Here is a 24,347-nt window from a genome sequence, read left to right as displayed (position 1 = left end):
CGCCACTAACCACAGCATTTACTTAGTTTGAAAAATGTTTTGCACCATTTTTTTATCTGTATTTGCAGCAGCTTTATCCAGTTCTGCAATCTCCCCAGAGTCTAGTTGCCAACCCAAAGCGCCAATATTCTCCTTCGCCTGTTCCACAGTCTTCGCGCCTGGGATGGGAATAGTTCCTTTACAGATACACCAGTTGATTGCCACCTGGGACATTGTTTTGTTTCTCGATCGCGCTACCTCTGCCAAACAGCTGGAAAGCGATCGAATTCCTGGCAATAATTGCCGAAACAGCAGACCTCGGATGCCTTTAGGGAACGGCCCTTTTTCCGAGTATTTGCCTGTTAGCAGACCCAGTGCTAGAGGACTGTAAGCAATCAGTTTTATTCCCAATTCATCGCATACTTCTTTTATTGCCAATACGGTGACGGGATAGGTAGATAAGAGTGAATATTGAACTTGCAGAGTAGCAATGGGAACGCCTCGATCGACAAATTTTTGATGCACTTGTTTGAGCCGTTTCGATCCGTAATTTGATAACCCCACTCCCTTTACCAGTCCTTGCTCGTAAAGGTCGGCAAGACCATCCAAAAGCCGCCATTCCTGCCAAGGAGCGTAGTTAGCTGTAGACCAGTGCATTTGCACCAAATCTACATTTTTTCCCAGCCGTTTGGCAGACGCCTGACAAGCCGATATAATTGATTTGCGGGTAAATCTCCACGGATAAACAGCCAGCTTTGTAGCAATACAAATATCTTCTTTGCCAGCACCTTGATATTCCCTAGAGAAGCGTCCTAAAAGTTGTTCGCTTCGCCCATTTAATTTGCCAGTTCCATAAGAATCGCCCGTATCAAATAAGGTGACACCGTTGCTCACACAAAGATTGAAGACGGTTTGCAGTTGGTCATCCATACTTTCGTCATATCCCCAAAGCAGGCGGTTTCCCCATGCCCAAGTACCGCAGCCCATAATGGGAAGAACGAGGTTTTGGTTTTTTTCCATATTCTGTTTATTCACATCTCTATTTAGATATCATTATGAAATTTTAAACTAATTTCCATCCCTAACAAACTATCCGAAAAGCCATGACAAAGCGATAATTTTCGCAAATACATCTGCGTTCATCTGCGTTCATCTGCGGTAAGAAAATCTCCCGCTCGTACTGTCCGGATAAGCTTCTATTTCTTCCAAGGCAATTTCGTGCCCATTTCAGTCATGGCTGAGAAGATGAGATAGACAATTAGAAAGCCAACACCTGCCAGAAAAGCCAGTAAATCGTTATCCATATTTGTTGCCAACCAATACTCCGCTAATATTACCATTTGTGGGATGAGTTTGTGTAACCGTTCAGGGATTATTTCTGGCGCTCTCAGCGCAACAACGTACCTTGAAATACCTGTTTTATCTCTCCACACCAGGAGGAGTAAAACGAATTTCAATTCGCCGCCGCGCAGGTTCATCAGTATTGCCATCGTTTTGAGGAATGTAACCTTTTGGCAAAACCAATTGTGCGGCGGAGTAGGCGCGAAACTCTAATCCTTTTAAGCGACCTTTTTTTTGCATATCCCGCAGTACCTGAACGACTGCTAATGCTCGCATCAAACCCAAATCTGCGTTCGATCCTAGTTGAATTGCACTGGCATTTTCGCCGTTGGCTATTCCTTCTATTTTATCATCTAAACTGCTATATCTATTACTATTTTTTTGCCCGTCTGTATGACCGATTACTTCTACGATATAGCCTTGGTATTCTGTTGCGTAGCGTTCGATTTGATTGACGAAATCATTTTCTATTTTGCTACGCAGTCCTGTTGGTAAGTCGGCTTTACCCACTTCAAATTTATATTCTCCGGAATCTTTAATCACGATAATAGGCGGCGATTTCAGTCTTTCAACTTGTCCTTCAAGGTTAGTAACTTGATTCTTTTTTTGCTGCAATTGCTGCTGCAAATTAGCTAGCTGTTTTTCTAAGTCTCCCACTCTATCTTCACTTTGACGCAGCTTGTCAATTATCTCTTCTGAGGTAGACTGTAATATGGATGCTTTTACTATTGCTAGTAACAAAAATAAACTCAAAATCATAAAGGCGTTAGACATCAAATCTGTGAAAGCTGGCCAGATGTTGAGGTCTTCGTTATCATCAAGATGGCGTGACCGACGACGCACGATCGCAACTCCCAATCAAAAATTTTATATCTTGTTTAATTTATCAACTATTTCATCTAATTTAGCTTCATCTATATCTTTAGGCGAGCGCTTTTCCAAGGTTTGTCTCAATCTGTAAAGTTCGTATTTGGTGTCGTTGAGATGGCTGATACCTTGCTGAATATTTTCGATGACAATTTTAATTTGGGAATTGGTATTTTCGGATTGGTTATTGATGCTTTCGGAAATGCGATCGCTCACCGATTGAATTCCCAAAGTAACACCATCTGTATATTCCCTCAGCGTCACCACTAAGTTTGTCAATTCAACTTGTACTTTATCCAAATTATCTGATTTAGAGATAATTTGCTGCTGTAGTTCAGCAACAGACTGAAAATTCGGTAATCGTTGCTGGAGTTGCACAACAATCTCATCGAGAGCTTTTTGATGGTTTTGATGCAACTCTAAAAATTGCCCGGAATTTTGATTAATATTGCTGACTTCTTCTTGCAAATTCAATAACTGCTGACTGGAAAGTCGCAGATCCTTCAGCGCTTTTTTAATTGACTGAACCGATTCTGCTAAAATAGAAGCAGACTGGGAAAAGTCGGCTTGCGTGCTAGCCAAATCTGCTGTCGCGTCTGCTAATCTGTGCGGAAATTGACTATGCTCAAAGGTTTCGGCTACCTGGTTAAATCGATCGGCTGTTGTCATCATCGCCGCCACAGCATTCCCCAACTCATTAGCCGATATTTTAAATTGATTTGCACCGCTGGATATCGTACCAGAAGATTCGGCTAATCTGGTGTATACTTCTTTGGCTAACTTGGTAGCTTCAATATTAGCATCAAAAATTTCTTGCAGTTTAGCTTTGAGAGAACTTTCGACTGCTTCTCGCACAGTTTGTCCAAATCTAGTTAAGAAGTGGTCAAACGAATCTGCCATACCTTTTACTATTTTATCTAGGCGAGTTTGACCCTGTAGTGTGGGATGATAAACGTTATCGAGATAATCTTCTAGAGAAGTAATAAGCTGATACTTGGCTAAATTAGTATTGAAGAGGAAGTTAATTACTGTTAATAAAGCGCTAAAAAATATTCCAGTTAAGCTAGTGGTGAAGGCAATTCCCATACCTTGTAAAGGTTCTTGCAATTTCTGCACTAAAGTGCTAACATTACTGGCGTCAGGTTGTGCGATCGTCTGACTCAATGCAGTTAAATTAATTGTAATGCCTAGAAAAGTCCCCAGCAATCCAAATGCTAGCAATAAATTTGGGAGAATACGGCAAAAGTAGTCGATTTGTTCGCTGGAAATCCCCGCCACTTTCTCTTGGCTGTAAACTTGATCTATTAATGCTGCTGTATTGACTTGTTCTAAATTACTACTCGCTTCTTTAAATCTCGATTTAAGGTTTTCCACAATCCGAGGTTCTTTGATACTCGTGTTACCGTTGACGAGCATTTTCACCTTAGCCACTTGCTGCACCAAATGTTGATGCAACGCTAAACGCAATAAAATAGCAATTACTGATGGCAAAACAACGAGGACGACAGTCAGAAAAACTAAATAAGGCGGTATTGGTGGCATAAGAAAACCTTAAGATTCCGAGAATAAACTGTTTTCTTTTTCTCGCTCCCAGCGGGAGCTTGGGAGCGAGGATTGAGATGCGCCTGACAATTCAGTTATTATCCACAGCATCCTGTAGACTTTGCACCTGTTCAATTGTCATTCCCGTCAAACTAGCTACTTCCTTTACAGGCATATTTATTTGTAGCAAATTACGCGCAAATTGCTCTGTAGCTTGCTGAATACCTTGCTGAATACCTTGCTGAATACCCCGTTGTAAACCAGTTTGCAAAATTTCTTGATAAATCACTGATTCCTTCATAACGTCCTCCCGTAGGATATAGTTTTAGTTAGTTGGTTATTTGGTGTGACCGGGTTAAACCCGGTCACGTTATAATTTATTGATTATCCACAGCATCCTGTAGACTTTGTACCTGTTCAATTGTTAGTCCCGTCAAACTAGCTACTTCCTCTACAGGCATATTTCTTTGCAACAAAGTACGCGCAAATTGTTCTGTAGCTTGCTGAATACCTTGCTGAATACCTTGCTGAATACCTTGCTGAATACCTTGCTGAATACCCCGTTGTAATCCAGTTTGCAAAATTTCTTGATAAATCACTGATTCCCTCATAACGTCCTCCCGTAGGATTGTTTTAATGACCTCTTCCTTCAATACTAACCCAGCTAAGATTGCGGTAGTACCCACTAAGTTAAGTTGCACCTTTCTTTCTGGTATTTCCTCAATCAATTGTGCAGCTTGATTGAGGATTTCTTGAGGATTTTCCGTATTGCTTAACACCGCAAATGGTAATAATCCCACACAATTAGGATTGAGAAATTCTATTGGCTGTCTTTCCCAGATACGAATCACATCGAATGAGTGAGTTGTTCTTTCTAAAACGAAAGAAGTTTGGTGTACTAATTGGGAACCTGTCTTCCTCAAATATATGACTATTTGGCGCATCCGTTTTTCGGGGAAACGGCGATATACTCGCAGGCGATAGTCAGCCATCCGAAAAGGTATATCAGGATCGGGATCGGTTTGGAATTCTAAATGGAGTACCAAATTACTATCAACATCTTGAAGAATTAGAGAATCTGCTCTAATTGGTTCTAAGGATAATTCAGAAAGACTCAGTTCCGTTAATTGGACTGGTGAACCTAACAGCCAAGTGGCAATATCGGCAGTGAATTCTTCAGTTATAAATTTGCAAACATTGTCGTACATACATCCCTGAGTTTTGGTGGTAAGTTGGTAGGTTGGGTTGAGGTAACAAAACCCAACTTATACCGAAATTATTGAGAGTATTTTTTCAGAATTTGTTGACGTTTGATTTCGTAACCTTTTCGGGTAATCAAATCATCTCTCAACTCTTGTTCTAAGAGTTCGAGTTCCCTTTGTAGTCTGGGATCTTGAGAATCTTCGGCTGACTCAAAAACTACATCGACAGGAACTATTTCTCGATTGCTCGTGTTGGTGCGTTGTTGAGAATTTTGTTGTGAAGATTTAAATCGCGCATCCATTTTTTTGCGGAAGCGATTGATAATTCCCTCTTTAGGTGGAGTATCAGTAGTTCCGGGAACTCCGACAACGGTTGCTCGGTAGGGATAATTGGGGTCATCTTCTGGTAATTCATCAATGCGATCGACAAATTGCCGCAGTTTGGGTAAGTAGTGTTTTTCCCATAGGTTTGGCTGTCTTTCTATATTAGCGATCGCATTATCAAGCAAACTCTTCAAAGCTTCAGTCATATCGCGTCGATTCGCCAATTCCTCCAAAGCTTGACTCCAAACTTGACTGAGAGAAGCTTGATTATAATGATCGCGCAATTCATCATAATATTGAAACTCTAATTGCTGATTCTCTCCGTTCTCTTTCATTAACTCAAACGCCAAACAAGGATAGAAAATATCTTCCAATTCTTCCATGATTCTGTCATCTGGAGGAATAATATCAGTAAACAAAATCCGACTATCGTTGTGCAGAAAACCACCCAAATTTTGCTCGCGCATATAAGGATTTCGCATCCCTTCTAAACCGCTAATCAATCGCAGCGGAAACCCAGCATATTCAGTTACGATTAAGATTTCATCTTCCGCTTGAGTTGGTTTGAGCGCATTTTCCGAAATACCTGAATCGCTGGTTAGAATGGTTTTAAACTGCTGAACTTCTGAGTCGTCAGTATCTTTAAATCCGACTAAATCACTTCTTTTTGCTGGTGTTTGATGGAAGTAAGGATCGCTCAAATTTAAACGCAGCAAAGGTTCGGCTTCCTTTTTAACTTGTGCTAAACGAGTACGCGGTGTGGAACCTGTGTATTTTTGGATAAAACGCTTAATGACTGATTTGACAATTTGATTGCTGCGAGAGCCAAACATACTGTCTACTTTCAGGTCAATTTGTTTTTGCAGTTGCTCTTGATTGGTGCGCTCCATTAAATACGCGATCGATTCTTCGACTCCCGCTGCTTCTGTTACTTGTTTACTAAGTAGCACTAACTGGGAGCGAAAATCATTGCTGGGTAACAAAGTTTTATCGCAACTTTCAATATCTTCATCCTCAAAAATTGCCTCGCCGCTCATTTCATCAAAATTCATCTGTTTGAGATCGCTTTCCTCTTTTTCGTAATCGGTTTTCAAGTTATCGACTAATCGGCTGAAAGCAGCTAATTGAGTCGATCTCTCTCGAATGTGCTTTTGCAAATTATTGATAATTTGCAATGCTTCTTGAGTAACTGCCAAATCAAAATTGTGTTTGATTAAATCGCAAACTTCCCTCACTACCCTTTTGGCTTCTGCTTGCACTTCTCGATTTTTTCCACCTACCAAAGGTAAATCAAATTTTTGCTCGATATCTTCAATTATCTGTTCTGCATCCCGCCATTTCTTCTCTAAATCTTCCAATTTGCGTATACCACCAAAATTAGCAATTTCTTCCTCTAGCTGTCGCTGATAAGTCTCCAAATCTCTTTGCAAAGCATCTAGCCAATCCCGACCGCTCTTGATCGAGAAATTCGCAGTTCCCGGTGTCATTAAATTAGCCAAAAATTCATCGATATTTTCCTTAAGTTGCTTGAAAATATCTGGGCTTACCTGTAGCAATCTCGTCAGCCAAATTCCTCTTACGCTTTCATTTTCACCAGGTTGGCTTTTTCTAAATTGTTCTCGAAATTCACGAGGTAATGTCTGTCTTAAACCTTGGCGATCGTCCCTATTTTTGCACTCATTAATTGCCTTCTCTAACTTAGTATTTCTCCAAGCGTTAAGCACATTAACAAAAGTTTTATTTCCTTCTTGCACTGCTTCTGCTAATTTGCTCGTAAAACCATCCCTTTGCGCCAAATCGCTATGCCAATTATATTGAACTATAAATTGTTCAAATAACTTTTGTGGATCGGGGCTTTGTCCCGATCCATTTAACCAGAATGTCACTAATTTCACGCTAATTTTAGTTAAAGCGATTTGTACGATGATATCGCGAGGAAAATAAATTGCTGCCAATCCAAATGTTAAATATCGCTGCACATTTGGACGGGGATGATCGTCCCACTGAATCATGTGTGATGTGAAATTATCCCGCATTCCTTTAACAACGGGTGCTAACTCACCAGAAAAATCCAAGGCAATTTTATGTGCGATTACGTTGCATAATTTCGCTTGTTTGAGAATTTTATAATCGCTGCTGGTTTGATTGGAAACTAAATAAGCGTAGTCAAAAGGCGGTCTTGTTTCCCGCACAATATCTAGAGTTTGCATATCATAACAAGCTTCAAAGTTGCTGCTGGGTGTGGTATAATGATTGAGTTCTTTGAGAGCAGCATAAGTGTTGGCAATCATGTTAGGAGTATTGCCATACAACTCAGGACTAATTATCAAATAACCAACTATTTTTGCTTCGCTATCCTTATAAGCACGCCTCAAGCTATAAGCGATATCCAAAAACATCCCACTACCCGTACCACCGCAGAGGGAACCAACCACAAAAATATTCAATCCCTCTTCAACTGTTAACCCCAATTTCAGTAAAGTTGCTTCGTGTCCCCGCGTGCGATTTTCTGCGGTTTGAATGGCGCTTTGAATGCGGCGATAATTGTGAAAAAATGCCAATCTCCCTACAGGTCGAATTCCTTTTGCGCCTTCTTCTACTGCTTTGATATTTCGCAATAATTGCGGCGGAAACCATCTGGCAATATGATCGTATGGCCCTTGGCGATCGTAATTCGATCGCCGTTCCATTCCTTGCACGAAATTAGTCACTTCCGCCGATGTCATGGTGGCGCTAACTTTCTCTGATTCTCGGAAACTTAAATCAACACCGTGATAGGTACTTCCCGATCGCAAACCAGATACTTGTGTCGCCGCTTTGTCTGTATCAATATGTACAAAACTCACAATTGGCAATTTGCTTAAATCGCCATATCGATCGACAATTAACCGTCGAATTCGCATCAAAACATCTCTACCAGTACCGCCTAATCCGATACAAATTGTGCGGTTGATTCCTCGAAAATTCCGTTCATTTGATTGAGTCATTTTTTATCTCCTTTTTCTGATTATTATTTTCTCAGAAACCCGGTTTCTTAGAGAAACCGGGTTTCTTTATACCTCAAAAAATTAGTTGCTGAAATTCCGAAATTGAACTAACAGTAAGCGCCTGTCGATGTAGCTGTTTCAAAATCGGGACATCATTGATTTTATTCAGCACATCACTAAATTCATGCGGTACTTCTTGAAAGCGCATCTGCAAAATTTCAATTACATTTTCTCGAACAACTTGCAAAGTCTGTTGGCGTTCCTGCTGAATTCCCGCTTCCATTGCTTCTTCTTCAATCCTGCTTAAAAAAGGCATTCTTCTTTCCTCCTGATAGCGATTTACTTCTTGTTTAAATTGTTGTTGAAGTTCCGTCGATAAAGCCATCATTCGATCGATCACCCGGAATAGCTGTACGATATCGTTTCTATTGTAACCTTTCTCAAAAAGTCCTCGTACCAAAGTCCATTTCCAAAGCTTTCGGTTTTCGAGATTTCCAATCGTCGCTTTTGTCTTTAAATGCGCCATAATCATAATCGCAAAAGGATTATCGCTTTGTGACAAAACCTCCCATTGACTTTCGTAATCCAACACTTTTACGATCGGGAACTGCATTCGCAACTGGAAACCATCCAAACTATACTCATAAACAGATGGTCGCCAAGAATTTGTTTCATCCCCTAAAATTGCTAAACTAATCACAGGTCGATCGTACTTTTCAAAAGCTCGATAATTATATTGATACATCCGTTTGGCAAAGTCCGATTCCGTTTGACTTTGAATTTCGATATGAATCAAAACCCAAGTTTCCGATCCATCCAAAAGCCAAACTTGAAACAGTTTATCTGCTACTCGTTTTCCTGATTCAGTTTCCCCTACTATTTGTTGCAATTCTTGTTCCAAAACTTGGAAACCGCGACCCCAATCTATTTTACACAGAAACCGGGTTTCTTTAGCATAAATACTTGGAACTGACAATTTAGTAGCAGACAGAAACCCGGTTTCTTTCGTTTTGGCGCTCGCTTGTTTCCAACTATTATCATAATCCGCTATCGGTGTGTTCATCTCATTCATTTTCCTCCTATTTTATCACTTTAATAACTACCTCGTAATCGCGACGCTTTCTAGGATCTGGACAATTCAACCTCATCCGATATCCAGTAATCAGAGTTCGCACTGTAATTTCCCGACCGTTATAATAAATTGGTGCGTCACCAGTTGGCACTAAATAAAGTTTTTCACCTTTCCGTTCTAAATATCCTCTCACTTCTGGCCCTGGAGTGTCAATCGAATCAACACAAGTAGAATCATACTCACCAATAGCAATTCGTTTGTTGTGCGCTAAATAACACTTTTGGTCTTCTTCTTTTTCCGTAGCCGTAAAATCTACAACTAATTCCCACTTCCGTTGCAAGCGATAAAATTTGATTCCCGCCATCACTAAAGCAACAAATACTATGGCTGAAATTAACGCAGGTAGCCACAATTGCTTAATCAAATAAGGCGTAACTAAACAAGTTTCTTTCCCTCCCGGCGCGGGAGTACATAACTCCTGAACGGTGGGAGGAATATCGACAACTGTCAGGTTGTATTCTTTATTATCATTAGTGCTAATTGCCAATTTGCGACCGTGCATTGGCAAAGCTTTAATCCACTCGCGCCGTTGTTGACTTTCTGGAGAATTTTCTTGCCGAAAAGGACTTTCAGCAGGTGTTTCAATCCACTCATTTCCTGAATAAGTGAAAAGCGGTGCATCTGTAATCCAAACAACTGATTGCGGTTTAATTGGTTGATTTTCTTGCAGTCGATTTTGATTGACTTGAGCAAAATTTTGATATATAGTTAATTCAGCTTGTTGAATATCTGTATTGCGAACATTGGGATCGCGTTCGAGCGGTACAACTTGCAAAATTTTATCAATATCTTCTTTTTTCCCACCAAATTGAATAGGTGGCGGTAGGGGATTTGTGGTAGTGGCGAAAGGAACGACGTAAACGGAATCGCCGGGGTGCAGGCTATCTTGGACAATCTGACGCAGGCGATTGCGTCCTTCGTCATTTAAGCCTACACTTTCCGTTAGATCGATCGCTAATACAACATCTCTCCCCCCATGCAGGCGAACGACCCATTCCAGACCTGATTTTTGTAAAGAAGTGAGAGGCTGCCCTGGGGTAACTTTGGTAGGTGGAGTCACGGTGAAAAAGATTATACCAGAAGCGGATATCTAAATATTGTATCTACTTCTGAGGAAATATGCGTTTTGGAGGCTACGCGGCTAGGAATCTGCAAAATTGCTTAATAACGCAAGTTGCTAGTTATGACTTTAAGCCCTTTTGATCCCCCCTAACCCCCCTTAATAAGGGGGGAACTGCCTTCAAAGTCCCCCTTATTAAGGGGGATTTAGGGGGATCTAAACATCAATATTTATAACTACCAACTTGAGTTAATATTTCCCTTTTTGCCGCTATCTTATCGCCTTTTAATTGTTTACTAACATTTCATCTTTAAGGGGAGAATGATGTAAAATCATCAAATACTTAGCTTGTAATGTTTCCAAAGCATAAGCACGACCATTAAAATCGCTAAATTCTACCTCAAATACTCCCGGTTCGTACTCTTCAACTACAGTTCCAACCTGACCCCGGTATAAGTTTAATTCTGGCATATCTTCCAGTAAGGCAACTACATCCAGTAATTTAATATTTTCATTTATCATAAAACGTGATTCCTTTCAAAGAACATAGCAAGTTACCAACCGAGCAAAATCTTCATTATTTCTAACTATCCATACACTATGAATGATTGCTTCTTTTCCCAGTCTACGCAGATGAAAATCCACGATATATTTTTGACCGTATGGATTACTTCGATCGGGAATTGCTTCATAAACTTGGATAGCTTGTAGCAAGGCTAACCTTAACTCTTCAAGATCATTTACAGTTAGCCCTAAAGCAGCTTCAAAAACACGGGCTTTGTGTTGCCCATCTGGATGTTGTGGATTCAGACTGTATCCTGAGAGTTTATTTATATCAATAATAGCACGCTCAGGATTGGGAAGTTTCATAGAAAATTACTGCTTTTCCTTAATTTTATCAATCTCCTTTCGCAATTCCTCCACCTTCTCGAACAAATCAAACTGCGAAATTTCCTGCTGTTCCTTAGTCGTCATCCACTTCAATTTTACGGTTTGATTTTCTGCTTCTGCATCTCCCAAAATCAAACAAGCAACCGCGCCACTTTTATCAGCGCGAGCAAATTGTTTCTTAAACGCACTTCCGCTTAAATCTAACTCCAAACTAAACCCAAATTGTCGCAATTTTTGTGCCAAAATCAAGGCTTGTGACTCTGCTTTTTCTCCTCTAGAAACTACATAAAAATCCAGCACTTGTTGCGGTGCTTCTCGCATTTTTTGTAACAGAATAGTCAATCTTTCCAAACCGATCGCCCAACCAACCGCAGGCGTATCTGGCCCACCCAATTCTGCTACCAAACCATCATATCTACCACCGCCGCAAACCGTTGCTTGCGCTCCCAAATCATCAGAAATTATCTCAAAAGCGGTGTGAGTATAGTAATCCAATCCTCGCACCAATCGAGGATTCAACTGATAGGAAATACCCAAATCTGTTAATAGCTGCAATACTCGATCGAAATGCCGTTTGGAATCTACACCCAAGTAATCTAATATACTAGGAGCATTCTGGGCGATTTCCTGAGTTCGCTTATCCTTACTATCCAAAATCCTTAGAGGATTGCGGGTTAGGCGAGTTTGCGAATCTGCATCTAACTCGGAACTGTAAGGAGTGAAGAAATCAACGAGTGCTTGTCTATACTGCTGTCTATCAGTAGGATTACCCACTGAATTAATATCAAGGCGCAGGTTTTGCAGTCCGAGAGTTTGTAAGATATCGGTAGCGATCGCAATTACCTCTGCATCCGCTCGCGCATCCGAACTCCCCAAAACCTCCACCCCAATCTGGTGAAACTGGCGCTGACGCCCAGCTTGCGGGCGTTCGTAGCGAAACATCGGCCCAGTATACCAAAGACGTTGCACCCCACCCTGAGCGTAGAGATTATTTTGAATGTACGATCGCACAGCACCAGCCGTACCTTCCGGGCGCAAAGTCATCGAATACTTTTCATCGCCCCGACTCATAAAGGTGTACATTTCTTTACCAACGATATCGGTAGCTTCCCCGATACCGCGTTCAAACAGAGAAGTTGCCTCAAAAATCGGCGTGCGAATTTCTTGATAACTTGCTTTACCCAGGATATCCCGCGCCACAGATTCTACCCATTGCCAGTAAACGATCTCTTCTGGCAAAATATCCCGCGTTCCCCGTAAAGCTTGAATTGTACCCATGATTTAGTAATTAGTAATTAGTAATTGGTAATCGGTAATTGAGAAATTTCAAATTTTAGATTTCAAATTGAATTCAAATCTAAAATCCAAAATTCTTCCTTACCTTGTGCCGTACCGTTCCCGATAATACTGTAAAATCTGCTCTACCCGTTGGCGAGATAGATCGTCAACAGTTTCTGAATACTCAATCCACAGACTCCCTACCTGAGAGCGATCGTAATCGAATTCCTGAGACTGCTGCGGTATCAGACTTGTTTGCACCCCTTCCACTTGACGCAGATGAGTTGCTAGTTCCCGATACACCGCTAGCGGCATTCTAGGAAATTCAACTTGATATCTCTGATTTTCTCCAGCCATTTTCATCCTTTGTTCTCCTAATATATATTGCAGCAAAACATCCCTAAGAGAAACGCAGAGGTGATAAATAGCACCCCCTTCCCCACGAGGGAAGAGGGCGAAAGGGGTGAGGTTTTTTTGATGTCGATCGCACTCTAGCAGTACTTAGACCGTAGTCCCTGGAGGGGTAGCCTGCGGTTGTGAAGCCGGAGCAGCCGGTTGTGCCCCCGGTTGTCCCCCCGATGGTGCAGCAGTCGGCGGTCTTTCCCCAACAGCTTTGGAGATTTCCACTCCATTTTGCTCCAGAATCACGATCGGCTCAGATCCTTCTCCCATGTCAATTCGTTTGACCAACACCTGCCCGTTTGATAACCGCTGCCCAGCCTTGACGTATCGGCTTGTCGCTTCATTCGGTGCTTTCACGATCGCTGTCGGCTCATTACCGATGACTATCACTCCCGAAACTTCAACTCCTTTGGCCAGAACTGGGTCTGGAGGAGTCGGCAGTACGGGAATTTCGGGGGGTTGAGGCGGCGCAATTATCGCCGGAGTACTAGGCGTGGCATTAGGAGTATTGGGAACAACCGGAGATGGAGTAGCCTGAGCTGTATTTTGTCGATTCCCTGTTGCGGGTGCTGCTGCTACTACACTGCTAGCTAGTTGCGGACTGCGTTGCGGTTGTCGCGCTACTGTGTTTGGTCGCTGTTGCGGGCGCTGTGGCACTCTGGCGATCGCATTGCTGGCAGCGGGCCGACGTTGTGGCGCTTTCGCTAGCGTTCTGCTTCCTTGTTGCGTGCGTTGCGGTTGCTGCGCCACTCTGATGGTTGGCTGTTGGCTACGTTGCGGTGCTTTGGCGAGCGTTCTGGTTGCTTGTGCCCTGCGTTGCGGTTGTCGCGCTACTGCGTTTGGTCGCTGTTGCGGGCGCTCTGGCGCTCTGGCGATCGCATTGCTAGCAGCGGGACGACGTTGTGGCGCTTTCGCTAGCGTTCTGCTTCCTTGTTGCGGGCGCTCTGGCGCTCTGGCGATCGCATTGCTAGCAGCGGGACGACGTTGTGGCGCTTTCGCTAGCGTTCTGCTTGCTTGTTGCGGGCGCTCTGGCGCTCTGGCGATCGCATTGCTAGCAGCGGGACGACGTTGTGGCGCTTTCGCTAGCGTTCTGCTTGCTTGTTGCGGGCGCTCTGGCGCTCTGGCGATCGCAGTGCTAGCAGCGGGACGACGTTGTGGCGCTTTCGCTAGCGTTCTGCTTCCTTGTTGCGGGCGCTCTGGCGCTCTGGCGATCGCATTGCTAGCAGCGGGACGAGGTTGTGGTACTTTGGCGATCTCTTTAGGTGGTTGTCGCTGCGGTTGTTGCGCTACTGCTCTTGCCACCTGTTGAGTGGGTTTTGGGGCTTTAGCGACTCCGGTCGCCGTTACTGGAGTGCGTTGCCCTTGTCTTGCGATCGTGCTGACCGTGGATGCAGGGGGTTTCGGCAGTTTGCCCAGTCCGTCTGTATACTCTGGCTTGCGGCGTTGTGGTTGTAGCGTAGTTCGTTTTGTTGGCGCTCCGCCACCTGATACTCCAGATACACCATTAACATTACGATTGACATTTGTGTTAACCGTGGGAGGAACAGTCAGTGCAGGCGGTTGTGCTACTGACACATCGGGTAGTTGAGGAACTCCTCTGCTGGTAGCCTGGTCACTTACGTTCAACTTCGGCGCTTGTGCGATTGGCACTTGCGGTACTTGAGGCACACTTGCTTGAGGCGGTGTTGTGCGAGCGCTGGGAGCGTTTGTACCTACCTCTGGAGTGGGAGATGGCGGAATGGGAAGCAAACCAAACGGGTCTTTTGCTGCTTGAGCCTTTTCCTTTTCCACCTCTGCCCTGCGCTTATCCGGGTCGGTGGGTGGAATCAATTCTGGAGTAGTTGCTGCTGCAATAGTGGATTGTTGTACCGCAGCTGGCGTTCGTTTATTTTGCTGCTCTACCAACGGACTTTGAAAAGACTCCGGAGTCGGTGACTGAGCGGCTGGTGAGCTAGTAGTAGGCGTAGGAGAAGTACTACTTTCACCACCACCTCCACCAAAAAAATTACATCCGCCCGTAAAAAGAGCCAGCGTCGCTACAAAGGTAAGGAACGAAACTTGACGCATTGCCAGTCTCCCAAAAGCTTTACCTGCATCTGCCACAAAGGCCGGCTCATCCGATTGCCGGACACAAAGCGCGTGCTTGGTACATTTATATCTCAAAAGTACAGCTGGAGTTAAGAGTTTTGTTATCAAAAACTTGCAAGTGTTGCCGACTGGTAGGTTATTTCCGTTATGGGAAAATACCTACTGCTCTTAACTTTGACTCCTAGAAAATGTCGCTGGCATGAAGTAAGTGCGATCGACTCGATAGAAAGAGCCTGACTTCAGTCGTTGCTTCCTCCCATCAACTGCTTGAGGGAGTCCAACCCCTTTTTGACACGACGGGACACTGTTACCACGCTGATATCCAAGCGTTCTGCAACTTCTTTTTGAGTTAAATCCTGTAGAAAAACAAATTCTAATATTTCTCGCGTGCGTTTTTCCAGTTGAACCAGAGCTTGTTGCAGGCGAATCTGGTCTTCTTGCGCTAACTGAAAACTGCGATAGCGAGGATCGGGAACGAGTTCTCCCAGACAAGTGGAACCCTCTTCCTCATCTCCTATCGGTGTATCCAGACTCAGAGGCGCACGATTTTGACAAGCCAATTTAATTTCCTGCCATTCTGGTGCCGAAATTCCCAGTGCTGCTGCCACTTCGGCATCGGTTGGCTGCCGATGGAGATCCTCTTGCAGTTCCCGCGTTACTGTTTGAGCCTGCCGTTGCAGCGTCAGCCAGCGTCGCGGAATGCGAACAGACGAGCCTCTATCGCGTAAATAGTGTTGAATCTCACCTCGAATATAGGGAAGGGCGAAAGAGCTAAAGGCATGACCTTTACAGATTTCAAACCGTTCAATAGCTCGGATTAAACCCAAGCAGCCCACTTGGAGTAAGTCTTCGTAGTTTTCCGAGCATTGATTGCTCCAGTAATGCGCTTCTTTTCTGACCAATCCGAAATTGAGTTTGACCAACTCGTTGCGGACAGCAGCCGATCGCGATTTTTGGTACTCTCGCAACAGCTGCAAGCTATCATTTTTCAAACTATGAGATAGAGTCGTAGACATGGTGGAGTTCGTGGGGTAGATACAAGAAGCCAGGATACGCCCAACTCAGTCTTACTTACTTGGCAGTTAAGAAGCTGTGATCTGCGATCGGCTAAGCGGTGAGATCGCCTCTTGCATGGCCTAGAACTAGCCACAGGCAACCCGAACATAAAGCTTAACCAAATAAAGCCCCAAATATATTTTGTTTTGGAGTTACTGATAGCTTTAAGCGACTACCTGTTTTGCCGCGATGCTGAAGTCACTCTTTACAGATTAATGATATTTAACCAAGCATACAACCTCATTTCTACTGAAATTTTTGGCTGTGTTGACTGACAACAAACTGGAGTAGAGAAAAAAAGGGCGCAATGCGCCCTTTTTTTGCGATCGGATCGTCAAGACCCTTTAAAATATTGGGGCTTGATGCGCCAATTTACGCCTGCGACTGTTCCAGACGAGCGTAAAACAGACCGCGAATTTTCACTTCCTTGGCTTCGGCGGCTCCCAGATCGGTGTCCGAGGGCTGTTCGCTCTCAAAAGTGCCAGCAATTTCACCCGTAGTGCTATCTACCTTCGCCACTTGCAGCGAAATTCTACCCTTTTTGACTTCAGTACGCTTAACGTTGGTACGAGTCAGCTCTTCAGCATCGCTTGAAGCTGGGAGAGCGACTGCGTTGTCATACCCAGTCGCCGTGCCGCGACCTTTCGGGTCTAGGAAGGTCGCACCGCGATAGGAGGGAACTCTAAATTCACCTTCAAAATCCGTGGAGGTATTAATACTTTCCGCACCCGGCTGGGTTGTGGCTACTAAGCTTTTGATCGTAAACAGGAAAGGTACTCTTTCGCCTCCTGGCAGTTGCACCGTGATGGCTTGGAAGTCTAAACCGTCCTTTTCATAAAAAGTCAGGCTACCATCCTCATTTACTTTCAGTGGCCCCTGTACTTGGTCAATGCTGGATGTGTACCGCGTCAACAACTTGCCAGGAACAAATTCAGCTTCTTGCCGTTTGTTGGCGGGCTCTTCCTTCACGAAGAAAGTTGTCGGTTGTAAGCACAGATTTTTAATTACATAAGACTCACCGGCATTAAGGGGAATGGCACCGCGAGTCGTTTCTTGTAACTGCGGACAGTTATTTGCCAGACCTGTACCCCTGATATCGTCGTAAGTCAATTGCTCGGTGCTGGTAGCAGTTGCCGAACCTTCACTGCAAGCAGTTAGCACGCACAAGCACAATGCCAGGAATGCAACGATTAAACCGCGAAATCTCATGGTCAACCTCAATACCTAACCTCAGTCTCTACTTAATCTCGAATGCCAAAATCACTGCCACTGCCATAAAGAATCGGGCGCATTGACTCCGGTCTTGCAAAGCGGTGGCTTCAATACCGCGAGTGGGGAGAAGCACGATTCGTAAATATCAACCTGTTGAACTGCTGCCTAGTTTAGGCTGAATTCATAGATCTTTATATTGGCTCGGCTAAATCTCATAGAGCATTTTACAGAAAAATGCGCTTCATCCTACGGCTTGAGGACTTAGGCATTTCCTCTGGGAACGCAGATGTAACGCTCTGGGCGGCTCGGAGAGGGCTCCTGACAAAGCTTGCAGCCTCAGACTGTGTTTGGCGATCGACCTAAGATGCTTGCTGCATAAGTCTTGAGCTTAAGGAAACTCTGTTTGAATTAATTTATTTTAAGATAAATTTATTTTTGTTAAGTTTGACTGAGTGGCTCTTATTTTTGGGCCAAAGCTCCAAAAAAGATTTTTTATGCTAAGTAAGGGTAAGAAAAAACTTTTAGCTAATAATTGAGACATAAGCAAATGAGTAAGTGGCCTGTTCAAACAGTGAGATGCAGGCATAAATAGGAGACAGTTGACCCATGTTTGGCTCAATTCAGAAAGTAGGAATTATAGTATTAACCGCATCTTGTTTGGAAATCGGCGCTAACATTATTCATCCGCTCCCATCACAGGGACAGGTAGTAACATTTGCAGATGGCACCTACTGTCAAGGCTCGTTTCAACCTAATTCTCTGACTCTCAACGGTAGAGGCGTATGCGTATACGGTGGGACTGGAAGTGACAAAGATACCTACAGAGGAGAGTTTCGCAATGGTATGCCGAATGGCATAGGGGTGTTTGTTTTCGGTAATGGAGACCGCTACCAGGGACAGTTCCTCAACGGCCAGCCGAATGGAAGAGGAGAATTCATCTACAGTAACGATAACCGCTACCAGGGACAGTTCCGCAACGGAAAGCCTAATGGCAGTGGGGCATTTGTATTCTCTGATGGCACTCGCTACGATGGACAGTTTCGCGACGGTCAGTTTCACGGTAGAGGGACAATCACATATACGAGTGGCGATCGCTATCAGGGACAGTTCATTTTAGGCCAACCTAATGGACTGGGATTGTACGTATCTAAAGATGGTACGCGCTGTCAAGGAGAGTTCTTCAATAACGATCTCGATGGTAGAGGAAGTTGCACAGACCCAAAGGGTGGCAACTACCGGGGAGAAATTCGCGGTGGGCGACCTCATGGCAGAGGCACAATTAAATATCCCAACGGTGAGCAATTTTCAGGACAGTTCCGTCAGGGCGAACCGATTCGATAGGTTCTCAGCAGAGTATAAAATGTAGGGTCAATTCATGAATTAACCCTACATTTATCTATTATGCGTTAGTACTAAAATTTTGCATAAAAAACTCGTTGCTGAAAATTCATAATTTTCGATCGTCAATGCCCTATGCCGAATTCTCATCTTTAATTGGCAAATATCCGGTTACCTGTATTTAGAGTCGGTATACATTACGTATCCTGCGATCGATCGAGCAGATGCACGACTCTAAATTTAGCTGCATATGGTAACTTCCCTGACTGGTTTCTCTGATGTTCAAAATCATTGGGCACGTTTATTTATAGAAGGCTTAACGCAGCGCGGTATTGTGAGCGGTTTTCCCGACAAAACTTTTCGACCCAACCAAGCTATGACCCGCGCTGAGTTTGCGGCAATTGTAGTAAAAGCTTTTCCGAGACCCGGGCAGCGAAAGTATGTACCTTTTGTGGATGTCGGTTCTAATTACTGGGCTGCGGCTGCTATAAAAAAAGCTTACGAAACTGAGTTTTTATCAGGTTATCCGGATGGGCGCTTCCGTCCGGAAGACAAGATTACTAGGGTACAAGCTCTCATTTCGTTGGTTAGCGGTTTGGGAATTAGCACTACCGTTAATCTCAATGCAGAACTGCCAAAAATTTATCAAGATGCCAATTTTATTCCCAGTTATGCCAGGGATAAGATCGCGATCGCTACCAGCGCAGAAATGGTGGTTAACTATCCCAATTTGCAAATGCTCAGACCGCTTGAGTTTGCCAGCCGTGGCGAGGTGGCGACTTTTATTTATCAAGCTTTAGTTTATCTCAAACAGGTAACTCCCATTCCATCAGAATATATAGTTACGCTGCAAAAAACAGTCAGCGTTAGCCACAAACGCGAATTTCGGGGTGTATGGGTGACAACGGCTTGGAACATTGATTGGCCTTCAAAACAGACTCTTTCAGTTGCCCAACAGAAAGCCGAACTGATCGCGATACTCGATCTTATACAAGCGCTAAACTTCAACGCTTTAATTTTACAAGTGCGCGTAGAAGGGGATGCTTTTTATTACTCTAAATTGGAACCTTGGAGTGCTGGGCTAACAGGAACTCAAGGCAAAGCTCCAGAACCATTTTATGACCCTCTAGAGTTTGCGATCGCAGAAAGCCACAAGCGCAATATCGAACTTCATGCTTGGTTCAACCCCTACCGCGTCAGAACATCCACATCACCATCACCGAATGTCGCCCCTCACATTACAGTTACTCATCCTGAAGTTGTTTGCAAATATGGCAACGAACTTTGGGTAGACCCAGGAATTGCAATTGTGCGGGACTGGACTTACAACGTAATTCTCGATGTTGTGCGTCGCTATGATGTAGATGGCATTCAAATCGATGACTATTGGTATCCCTATCCGATTGCGGGTCAAAGTTTCCCGGATGGCAACTCTTACGCTGCTTATCAAAAAACCGGAGGGCAACTTTCTTTAGGTGACTGGCGACGAGAAAATACTAATCAAATGGTGCGTCGTCTAGCTGATGGAATTCACGCCGAAAAGCGTTATGTTAAGTTTGGGATTGCGCCATTTGGAATTTACCGTCCGGGACAACCTGCTCAAATTCGCGGATTGGATGCTTATAACGAGCTTTATTCAGACTCGAAGAAATGGTTGGAACAAGGTTGGGTTGATTATTTATCGCCACAACTTTACTGGCGGATCGATCCGCCAGCACAAAGTTATCCTGTTTTGCTGAAATGGTGGACTGAAAATAACCCCAAGGGCAAACATATTTATACTGGTAATAAGCTGGGACTGCTGGATGGAAAAAGCTGGACGGTTGCGGAAATTACCAGACAAGTTGAGATTAGTCGCAGTTTGAGCGATCGTCTTTCTTTGGGTAATGTTTTTTATAGTATGAAGGATTTATTACAAAATCGTTTGGGCATTGCTGATGCTCTCAAAAACTCGACTTATGGCCAACCTGCATTAGTACCGATAATGCAGTGGATAGATGCTGTACCGCCGACTGTACCAACGGGAGCGATCGTTAAAGATGGTAAGCTAAATTGGAATGCTACCAACAATGCAGATATTCGTTCTTGGACTCTTTATAAGCAAAATGGCAGTACGTGGACGCTGCTGAAAGTTTTTTCGGCGGCGACAAATATTGCTGCTGTTGAACCGGGAACTTATGCTTTGTGCGCGGTGGACAGGATGGGTAATGAAAGTGCGGGAGTAGTGATTAGTTGTTAGTGATTAGTTATTGTGTTAGTAATCGATCGCAAACAATTAATCAGGAACGAGATTAGTCTTTTTTTGGCAGGGTAACTTCAAATCTTCCTTCAGGCGTGATATTTACCTTACCACCTAGCGCTTCAATACGGGTAATGGCAAGCTTGCGGACGCGATCGTCTACAGCATTCCCCAATACCATAGACCACGCACCAGCTTGCGCTAACTTGCTATTGGGGTTTTTAGATAGGAAAGTAGCCGTTCTTTCAGAAAGGGTGGCTACATTTTGGCTTTCCGGATCGGAACGAAGGCGAGCCCACTGCGCCGCCATTTCAAAGGAGCGTTGGGCTGCTTTTGGTTTCCCTAAAAAGAGTAATTCATCTATTCCTTTATAGCGCCAAACATAATAATATCTTCCTGGCAGTTGGGGAGAGAGTGACTTTAATCCTTTTTCCATTAAAGCCACAGATTTTTCTGGTTTACCGGCATACATCGTAACGCTGCTAGATATAAAAATATATGAGTCTAAAAACTTTGGATCTCGCTGCACTATAATATCAAAGTATTCTGGGCTGAGTTCGTATCCCGTTCGATCGCGTGCAGGATCGTCACCAAAGTACTGTAAGAAATTAAGCATTACCCAATCGGCAATTAAATTATTAAAGCCCAAGGAAGGAATATTTTTAATTAAATTCAAACGGACTCTTTCTGCCTCCATTTCCTTTTTTAAATCTGCGTCTGAGGCATTTTTTGATTTAGACAGGAGTTGGTTTAAATGGGGCACTTGCAAAAGAGAGATCGCCAACAAGCACAACAAGGTAACTCCGGAGAGAACCAGCGATGAATTTAGTTTTCGCCAAGATGGTAAAAACATGGATATCAGCTTACTAACTTTACGCACTACCTTTATAATATGGCATAGTTCAACCCTCTATATGGCCATATGAATCCCTAATATAGTACATTTATACTAATATATTTTTGTTACGAATGAGCAATATTTTGTAAAAATTGGGTATTTTAGAAATTGTACCCTCTCCGCTAACAATAGTTTCAGGCAGTTTTGCTCACAAAATCACTCCCAAGCGAGTTAAAAATTTTAAGCAACTATGAAATGCAAAATTTGTCAATCTGAATCAGTCTTTTTTGCCAAGGCGAAACTATTAAATAAATACGATGTTGATTATTTGCAATGTCCGAATTGTAGATTTGTTCAAACTGAAGAACCATATTGGTTGTCAGAGGCATACTCTAATCCTATTGCTAAGAGTGATGTGGGCTTGGTATCTAGAAATATCATGCTTTCAAAAATCTCCACAAATATAATTAATACCATATTTAACGATGAAGGTAAATTTTTAGATTATGGTGGTGGCTATGGCTTATTTGTGAGGCTGATGAGAGATTTAGGGTTTGATTTCTACTGGGAAGACAAATTTTGTCCAAATATTTTTGCTCAAGGTTTTGAAATAAAAAAAAATGATACTATTTATGAATTATTAACAGCTTTTGAATTATTTGAGCATTTGGTAAATCCCGTCGAAGAAATTGAACAACTCCTCAAATATTCAACAAACATTTTGTTCAGTACAGAATTACTACCAGCTAACAATCCAAAACCGCAAGAGTGGTTATACTATTCCTTGCTAGAAGGGCAACATATTTCAATTTACACACATCAAGCATTATCGATAGTAGCAGCAAAGCTAGGTCTTCAAATTTACTCCAATGGCGCATCCATACACTTGTTAACGAAGAAAAACATCCCCCCCATTTTATTTGAAAATTTAGCTTTTTGCGACCCCCCCCAATTAACAAGGAAATCCTTAACTCAAACAGATTATTTTCAAGCATTAGGTTATGAGAATGATGAGAATAACATCATAGATATTAAACCATCGAAACAGGATAAAATAGGAGTAAAAATAATCATTGATGGGGTATTTTTCCAGCTTTACAAAACGGGGATTGCACGAGTTTGGCAATCTTTGCTGGAAGAATGGTCAAAAGATGGATTTGCAGAACATATTCTCGTCCTTGATAGAGGCGGAACTGCGCCAAAGGTTACTGGGATTAAGTATCGACTGATTCAACCTTACAGTTATAGTAGGACATCGCTAGAGCGAGAATTGTTGCAACAAATATGCGATGAAGAAAATGGGGATCTATTTATTTCTACTTACTATACGACACCTATATCTACACCTTCTGTATTTATGGGATACGATATGATTCCAGAAGTTTTACAAGGAAATCTTAACGAACCGATGTGGCGGGAAAAGCATTTTGCTATTCGCCACGCTTCTACTTATATCACAATATCAGAAAATACAGCGCGAGATTTGGTGAAGTTTTTTCCGGATGTTTCTGCCGATCGCGTTACCGTAGCTCATTGCGGTGTTAATAGCATTTTATCGCCAGCCACGCAAGCAGAAATTGATAACTTTAAGAAAAAGTACGGAATTGCCAAACCCTACTTTATTTTAGTTGGTTCCCGCAGCGGATATAAAAATGGTACTTTATTTTTCCAGGCATTTGGCAAGCTATATAGCAAGCAAGCTTTTGATATTGTTTGCACTGGTTTCGATTTAGAGTTTGAAGATGAGTTTAGAACTTATACTTCAGGCAGCACAGTATATACGCTGACCCTGAATGATGAAGAATTGAAAGCAGCTTATTCAGGTGCTATAGCTTTAGTTTTCCCATCAGTATATGAAGGATTTGGATTACCTGTTTTGGAAGCGTTGGCTTGCGGATGTCCTGTGATTACTTCCCCCAATGCCTCGCTCCCAGAAGTAGCAGGAGAAGCCGCAATATATGTAGAATATACAGATGTTGACGGAATGATAAATGCCCTTTGCGATGTGCAAAAGCCTGCTGTTCGCGATTTATTAATTACGGCTGGTTTTGCACAAGCGAAAAAGTTTTCCTGGAGAAATATGGCGAGTAAAGTCCGTTCTGTTTTGCTCCAGACTATTCTTGGATGGCTAAACTTAAGAGAAATTAATATTATCATTTTACCAGATTGGTTACAACCAGAAGAATCTTTATATAGCGAATTAGCCGCAGTAATTAGGGTATTGGGAACTCATCCAGATAGAAATCAGATAACTTTACTTATAGATACTAGCAGTATGTCTGAAGATTCACAAATAGATGTAAATTTATTTTTATCTAGTGTGGTGATGAATCTTCTGATGGAAGAAGATATAGATGTTACTGATGGATTAGAAATTGCACCTATTGGCAAACTAGATTTATTGCAATGGGAATTTTTGCTACCTCGCATTCACTCTCGGATTAGATTGAAAAATGAAAATGAAGAAGCGATCGCACAAGCAAGCGTAGATAATATATCGTTAATTGAGCTAGATAGCCTTGCGGATACGCGGTTTCTTTCGTAAACTTAAACAACCTGGCTCCGAGTTTC

At 43.0% G+C, this 24,347-nt stretch carries 20 protein-coding genes; 3 read left to right on the top strand and 17 right to left on the bottom strand.

What is annotated here, in order from left to right; translation table 11 throughout:
- Positions 1 to 18 precede the first annotated feature (18 nt).
- The 16 genes from ACE1CD_RS13685 to ACE1CD_RS13610 all read right to left on the bottom strand — a co-directional run bounded on the left by ACE1CD_RS13685 (position 19) and on the right by ACE1CD_RS13610 (position 17,358).
- Positions 19 to 999, bottom strand: a complete 981-nt coding sequence (locus ACE1CD_RS13685; protein ID WP_374797364.1) for an aldo/keto reductase — start codon at positions 997 to 999, stop codon at positions 19 to 21.
- Between the two features lie 176 nt (positions 1,000 to 1,175).
- Positions 1,176 to 1,319, bottom strand: a complete 144-nt coding sequence (locus ACE1CD_RS13680) for a hypothetical protein (protein ID WP_374797362.1) — start codon at positions 1,317 to 1,319, stop codon at positions 1,176 to 1,178.
- Positions 1,320 to 1,398: 79 nt separating this feature from the next.
- Positions 1,399 to 2,163 (bottom strand): hypothetical protein, encoded by a 765-nt coding sequence (locus ACE1CD_RS13675; RefSeq protein ID WP_374797360.1) that lies wholly within the window; start codon positions 2,161 to 2,163, stop codon positions 1,399 to 1,401.
- Positions 2,164 to 2,187: 24 nt separating this feature from the next.
- Positions 2,188 to 3,729 carry a hypothetical protein gene (locus ACE1CD_RS13670; protein WP_374824758.1) on the bottom strand — a complete coding sequence of 514 codons (1,542 nt, stop codon included), beginning with the start codon at positions 3,727 to 3,729 and terminating at the stop codon, positions 2,188 to 2,190.
- A gap of 91 nt (positions 3,730 to 3,820) precedes the next feature.
- Complete coding sequence (locus tag ACE1CD_RS13665) at positions 3,821 to 4,030, bottom strand: hypothetical protein (protein ID WP_374824755.1); 210 nt, start codon at positions 4,028 to 4,030, stop codon at positions 3,821 to 3,823.
- A 76-nt stretch (positions 4,031 to 4,106) separates the two neighbouring features.
- A complete protein-coding gene (locus ACE1CD_RS13660) occupies positions 4,107 to 4,937 on the bottom strand; it encodes an Rpn family recombination-promoting nuclease/putative transposase (protein WP_374824753.1) in 831 nt (276 codons plus the stop codon).
- Between the two features lie 68 nt (positions 4,938 to 5,005).
- Positions 5,006 to 8,242: a tubulin-like doman-containing protein gene (locus tag ACE1CD_RS13655; protein ID WP_374824750.1), complete on the bottom strand. Its 3,237-nt coding sequence runs from the start codon at positions 8,240 to 8,242 to the stop codon at positions 5,006 to 5,008.
- A gap of 73 nt (positions 8,243 to 8,315) precedes the next feature.
- Positions 8,316 to 9,305 carry a transposase gene (locus ACE1CD_RS13650; RefSeq protein WP_374824747.1) on the bottom strand — a complete coding sequence of 330 codons (990 nt, stop codon included), beginning with the start codon at positions 9,303 to 9,305 and terminating at the stop codon, positions 8,316 to 8,318.
- A 16-nt stretch (positions 9,306 to 9,321) separates the two neighbouring features.
- A complete protein-coding gene (locus ACE1CD_RS13645; RefSeq protein ID WP_374824744.1) occupies positions 9,322 to 10,434 on the bottom strand; it encodes a vWA domain-containing protein in 1,113 nt (370 codons plus the stop codon).
- Positions 10,435 to 10,719: 285 nt separating this feature from the next.
- Positions 10,720 to 10,956, bottom strand: a complete 237-nt coding sequence (locus tag ACE1CD_RS13640; RefSeq protein ID WP_374824741.1) for a DUF4926 domain-containing protein — start codon at positions 10,954 to 10,956, stop codon at positions 10,720 to 10,722.
- A gap of 15 nt (positions 10,957 to 10,971) precedes the next feature.
- Positions 10,972 to 11,304, bottom strand: coding sequence for a DUF6883 domain-containing protein (locus tag ACE1CD_RS13635; RefSeq protein WP_374797344.1), 333 nt, complete (start codon positions 11,302 to 11,304; stop codon positions 10,972 to 10,974).
- Positions 11,305 to 11,310: 6 nt separating this feature from the next.
- Positions 11,311 to 12,603, bottom strand: coding sequence for a histidine--tRNA ligase (gene hisS, locus ACE1CD_RS13630; RefSeq protein WP_374824738.1), 1,293 nt, complete (start codon positions 12,601 to 12,603; stop codon positions 11,311 to 11,313).
- A 99-nt stretch (positions 12,604 to 12,702) separates the two neighbouring features.
- Positions 12,703 to 12,966, bottom strand: a complete 264-nt coding sequence (locus ACE1CD_RS13625; RefSeq protein ID WP_374797340.1) for a hypothetical protein — start codon at positions 12,964 to 12,966, stop codon at positions 12,703 to 12,705.
- Positions 12,967 to 13,104: 138 nt separating this feature from the next.
- A complete protein-coding gene (locus ACE1CD_RS13620; RefSeq protein WP_374824735.1) occupies positions 13,105 to 15,072 on the bottom strand; it encodes a hypothetical protein in 1,968 nt (655 codons plus the stop codon).
- 260 nt (positions 15,073 to 15,332) lie between these two features.
- Positions 15,333 to 16,109: an RNA polymerase sigma factor SigF gene (locus ACE1CD_RS13615; protein WP_374797336.1), complete on the bottom strand. Its 777-nt coding sequence runs from the start codon at positions 16,107 to 16,109 to the stop codon at positions 15,333 to 15,335.
- A gap of 412 nt (positions 16,110 to 16,521) precedes the next feature.
- Entirely contained in the window at positions 16,522 to 17,358 is an 837-nt protein-coding gene (locus ACE1CD_RS13610) for a photosystem II manganese-stabilizing polypeptide (RefSeq protein ID WP_374797334.1), read from the bottom strand.
- 609 nt (positions 17,359 to 17,967) lie between these two features.
- Between ACE1CD_RS13610 and ACE1CD_RS13605 the strand changes: the two genes are divergently transcribed.
- Both ACE1CD_RS13605 and ACE1CD_RS13600 read left to right on the top strand, forming a co-directional pair.
- Entirely contained in the window at positions 17,968 to 18,702 is a 735-nt protein-coding gene (locus ACE1CD_RS13605) for an MORN repeat-containing protein (protein ID WP_374797332.1), read from the top strand.
- A 247-nt stretch (positions 18,703 to 18,949) separates the two neighbouring features.
- Positions 18,950 to 20,938, top strand: a complete 1,989-nt coding sequence (locus ACE1CD_RS13600) for a family 10 glycosylhydrolase (RefSeq protein ID WP_374824732.1) — start codon at positions 18,950 to 18,952, stop codon at positions 20,936 to 20,938.
- A 52-nt stretch (positions 20,939 to 20,990) separates the two neighbouring features.
- Here ACE1CD_RS13600 and ACE1CD_RS13595 read toward each other — a convergent pair whose 3' ends face one another.
- Positions 20,991 to 21,791, bottom strand: coding sequence for a hypothetical protein (locus ACE1CD_RS13595; RefSeq protein WP_374824729.1), 801 nt, complete (start codon positions 21,789 to 21,791; stop codon positions 20,991 to 20,993).
- Between the two features lie 235 nt (positions 21,792 to 22,026).
- Between ACE1CD_RS13595 and ACE1CD_RS13590 the strand changes: the two genes are divergently transcribed.
- Positions 22,027 to 24,321 (top strand): glycosyltransferase, encoded by a 2,295-nt coding sequence (locus ACE1CD_RS13590; RefSeq protein WP_374824726.1) that lies wholly within the window; start codon positions 22,027 to 22,029, stop codon positions 24,319 to 24,321.
- The last annotated feature ends 26 nt before the right edge of the window (positions 24,322 to 24,347 follow it).

It is taken from the genome of Aerosakkonema sp. BLCC-F183 (assembly GCF_041929145.1).
Classification (GTDB): domain Bacteria; phylum Cyanobacteriota; class Cyanobacteriia; order Cyanobacteriales; family Aerosakkonemataceae; genus Aerosakkonema.
This window is presented reverse-complemented; position numbering and strand designations above follow the sequence as displayed.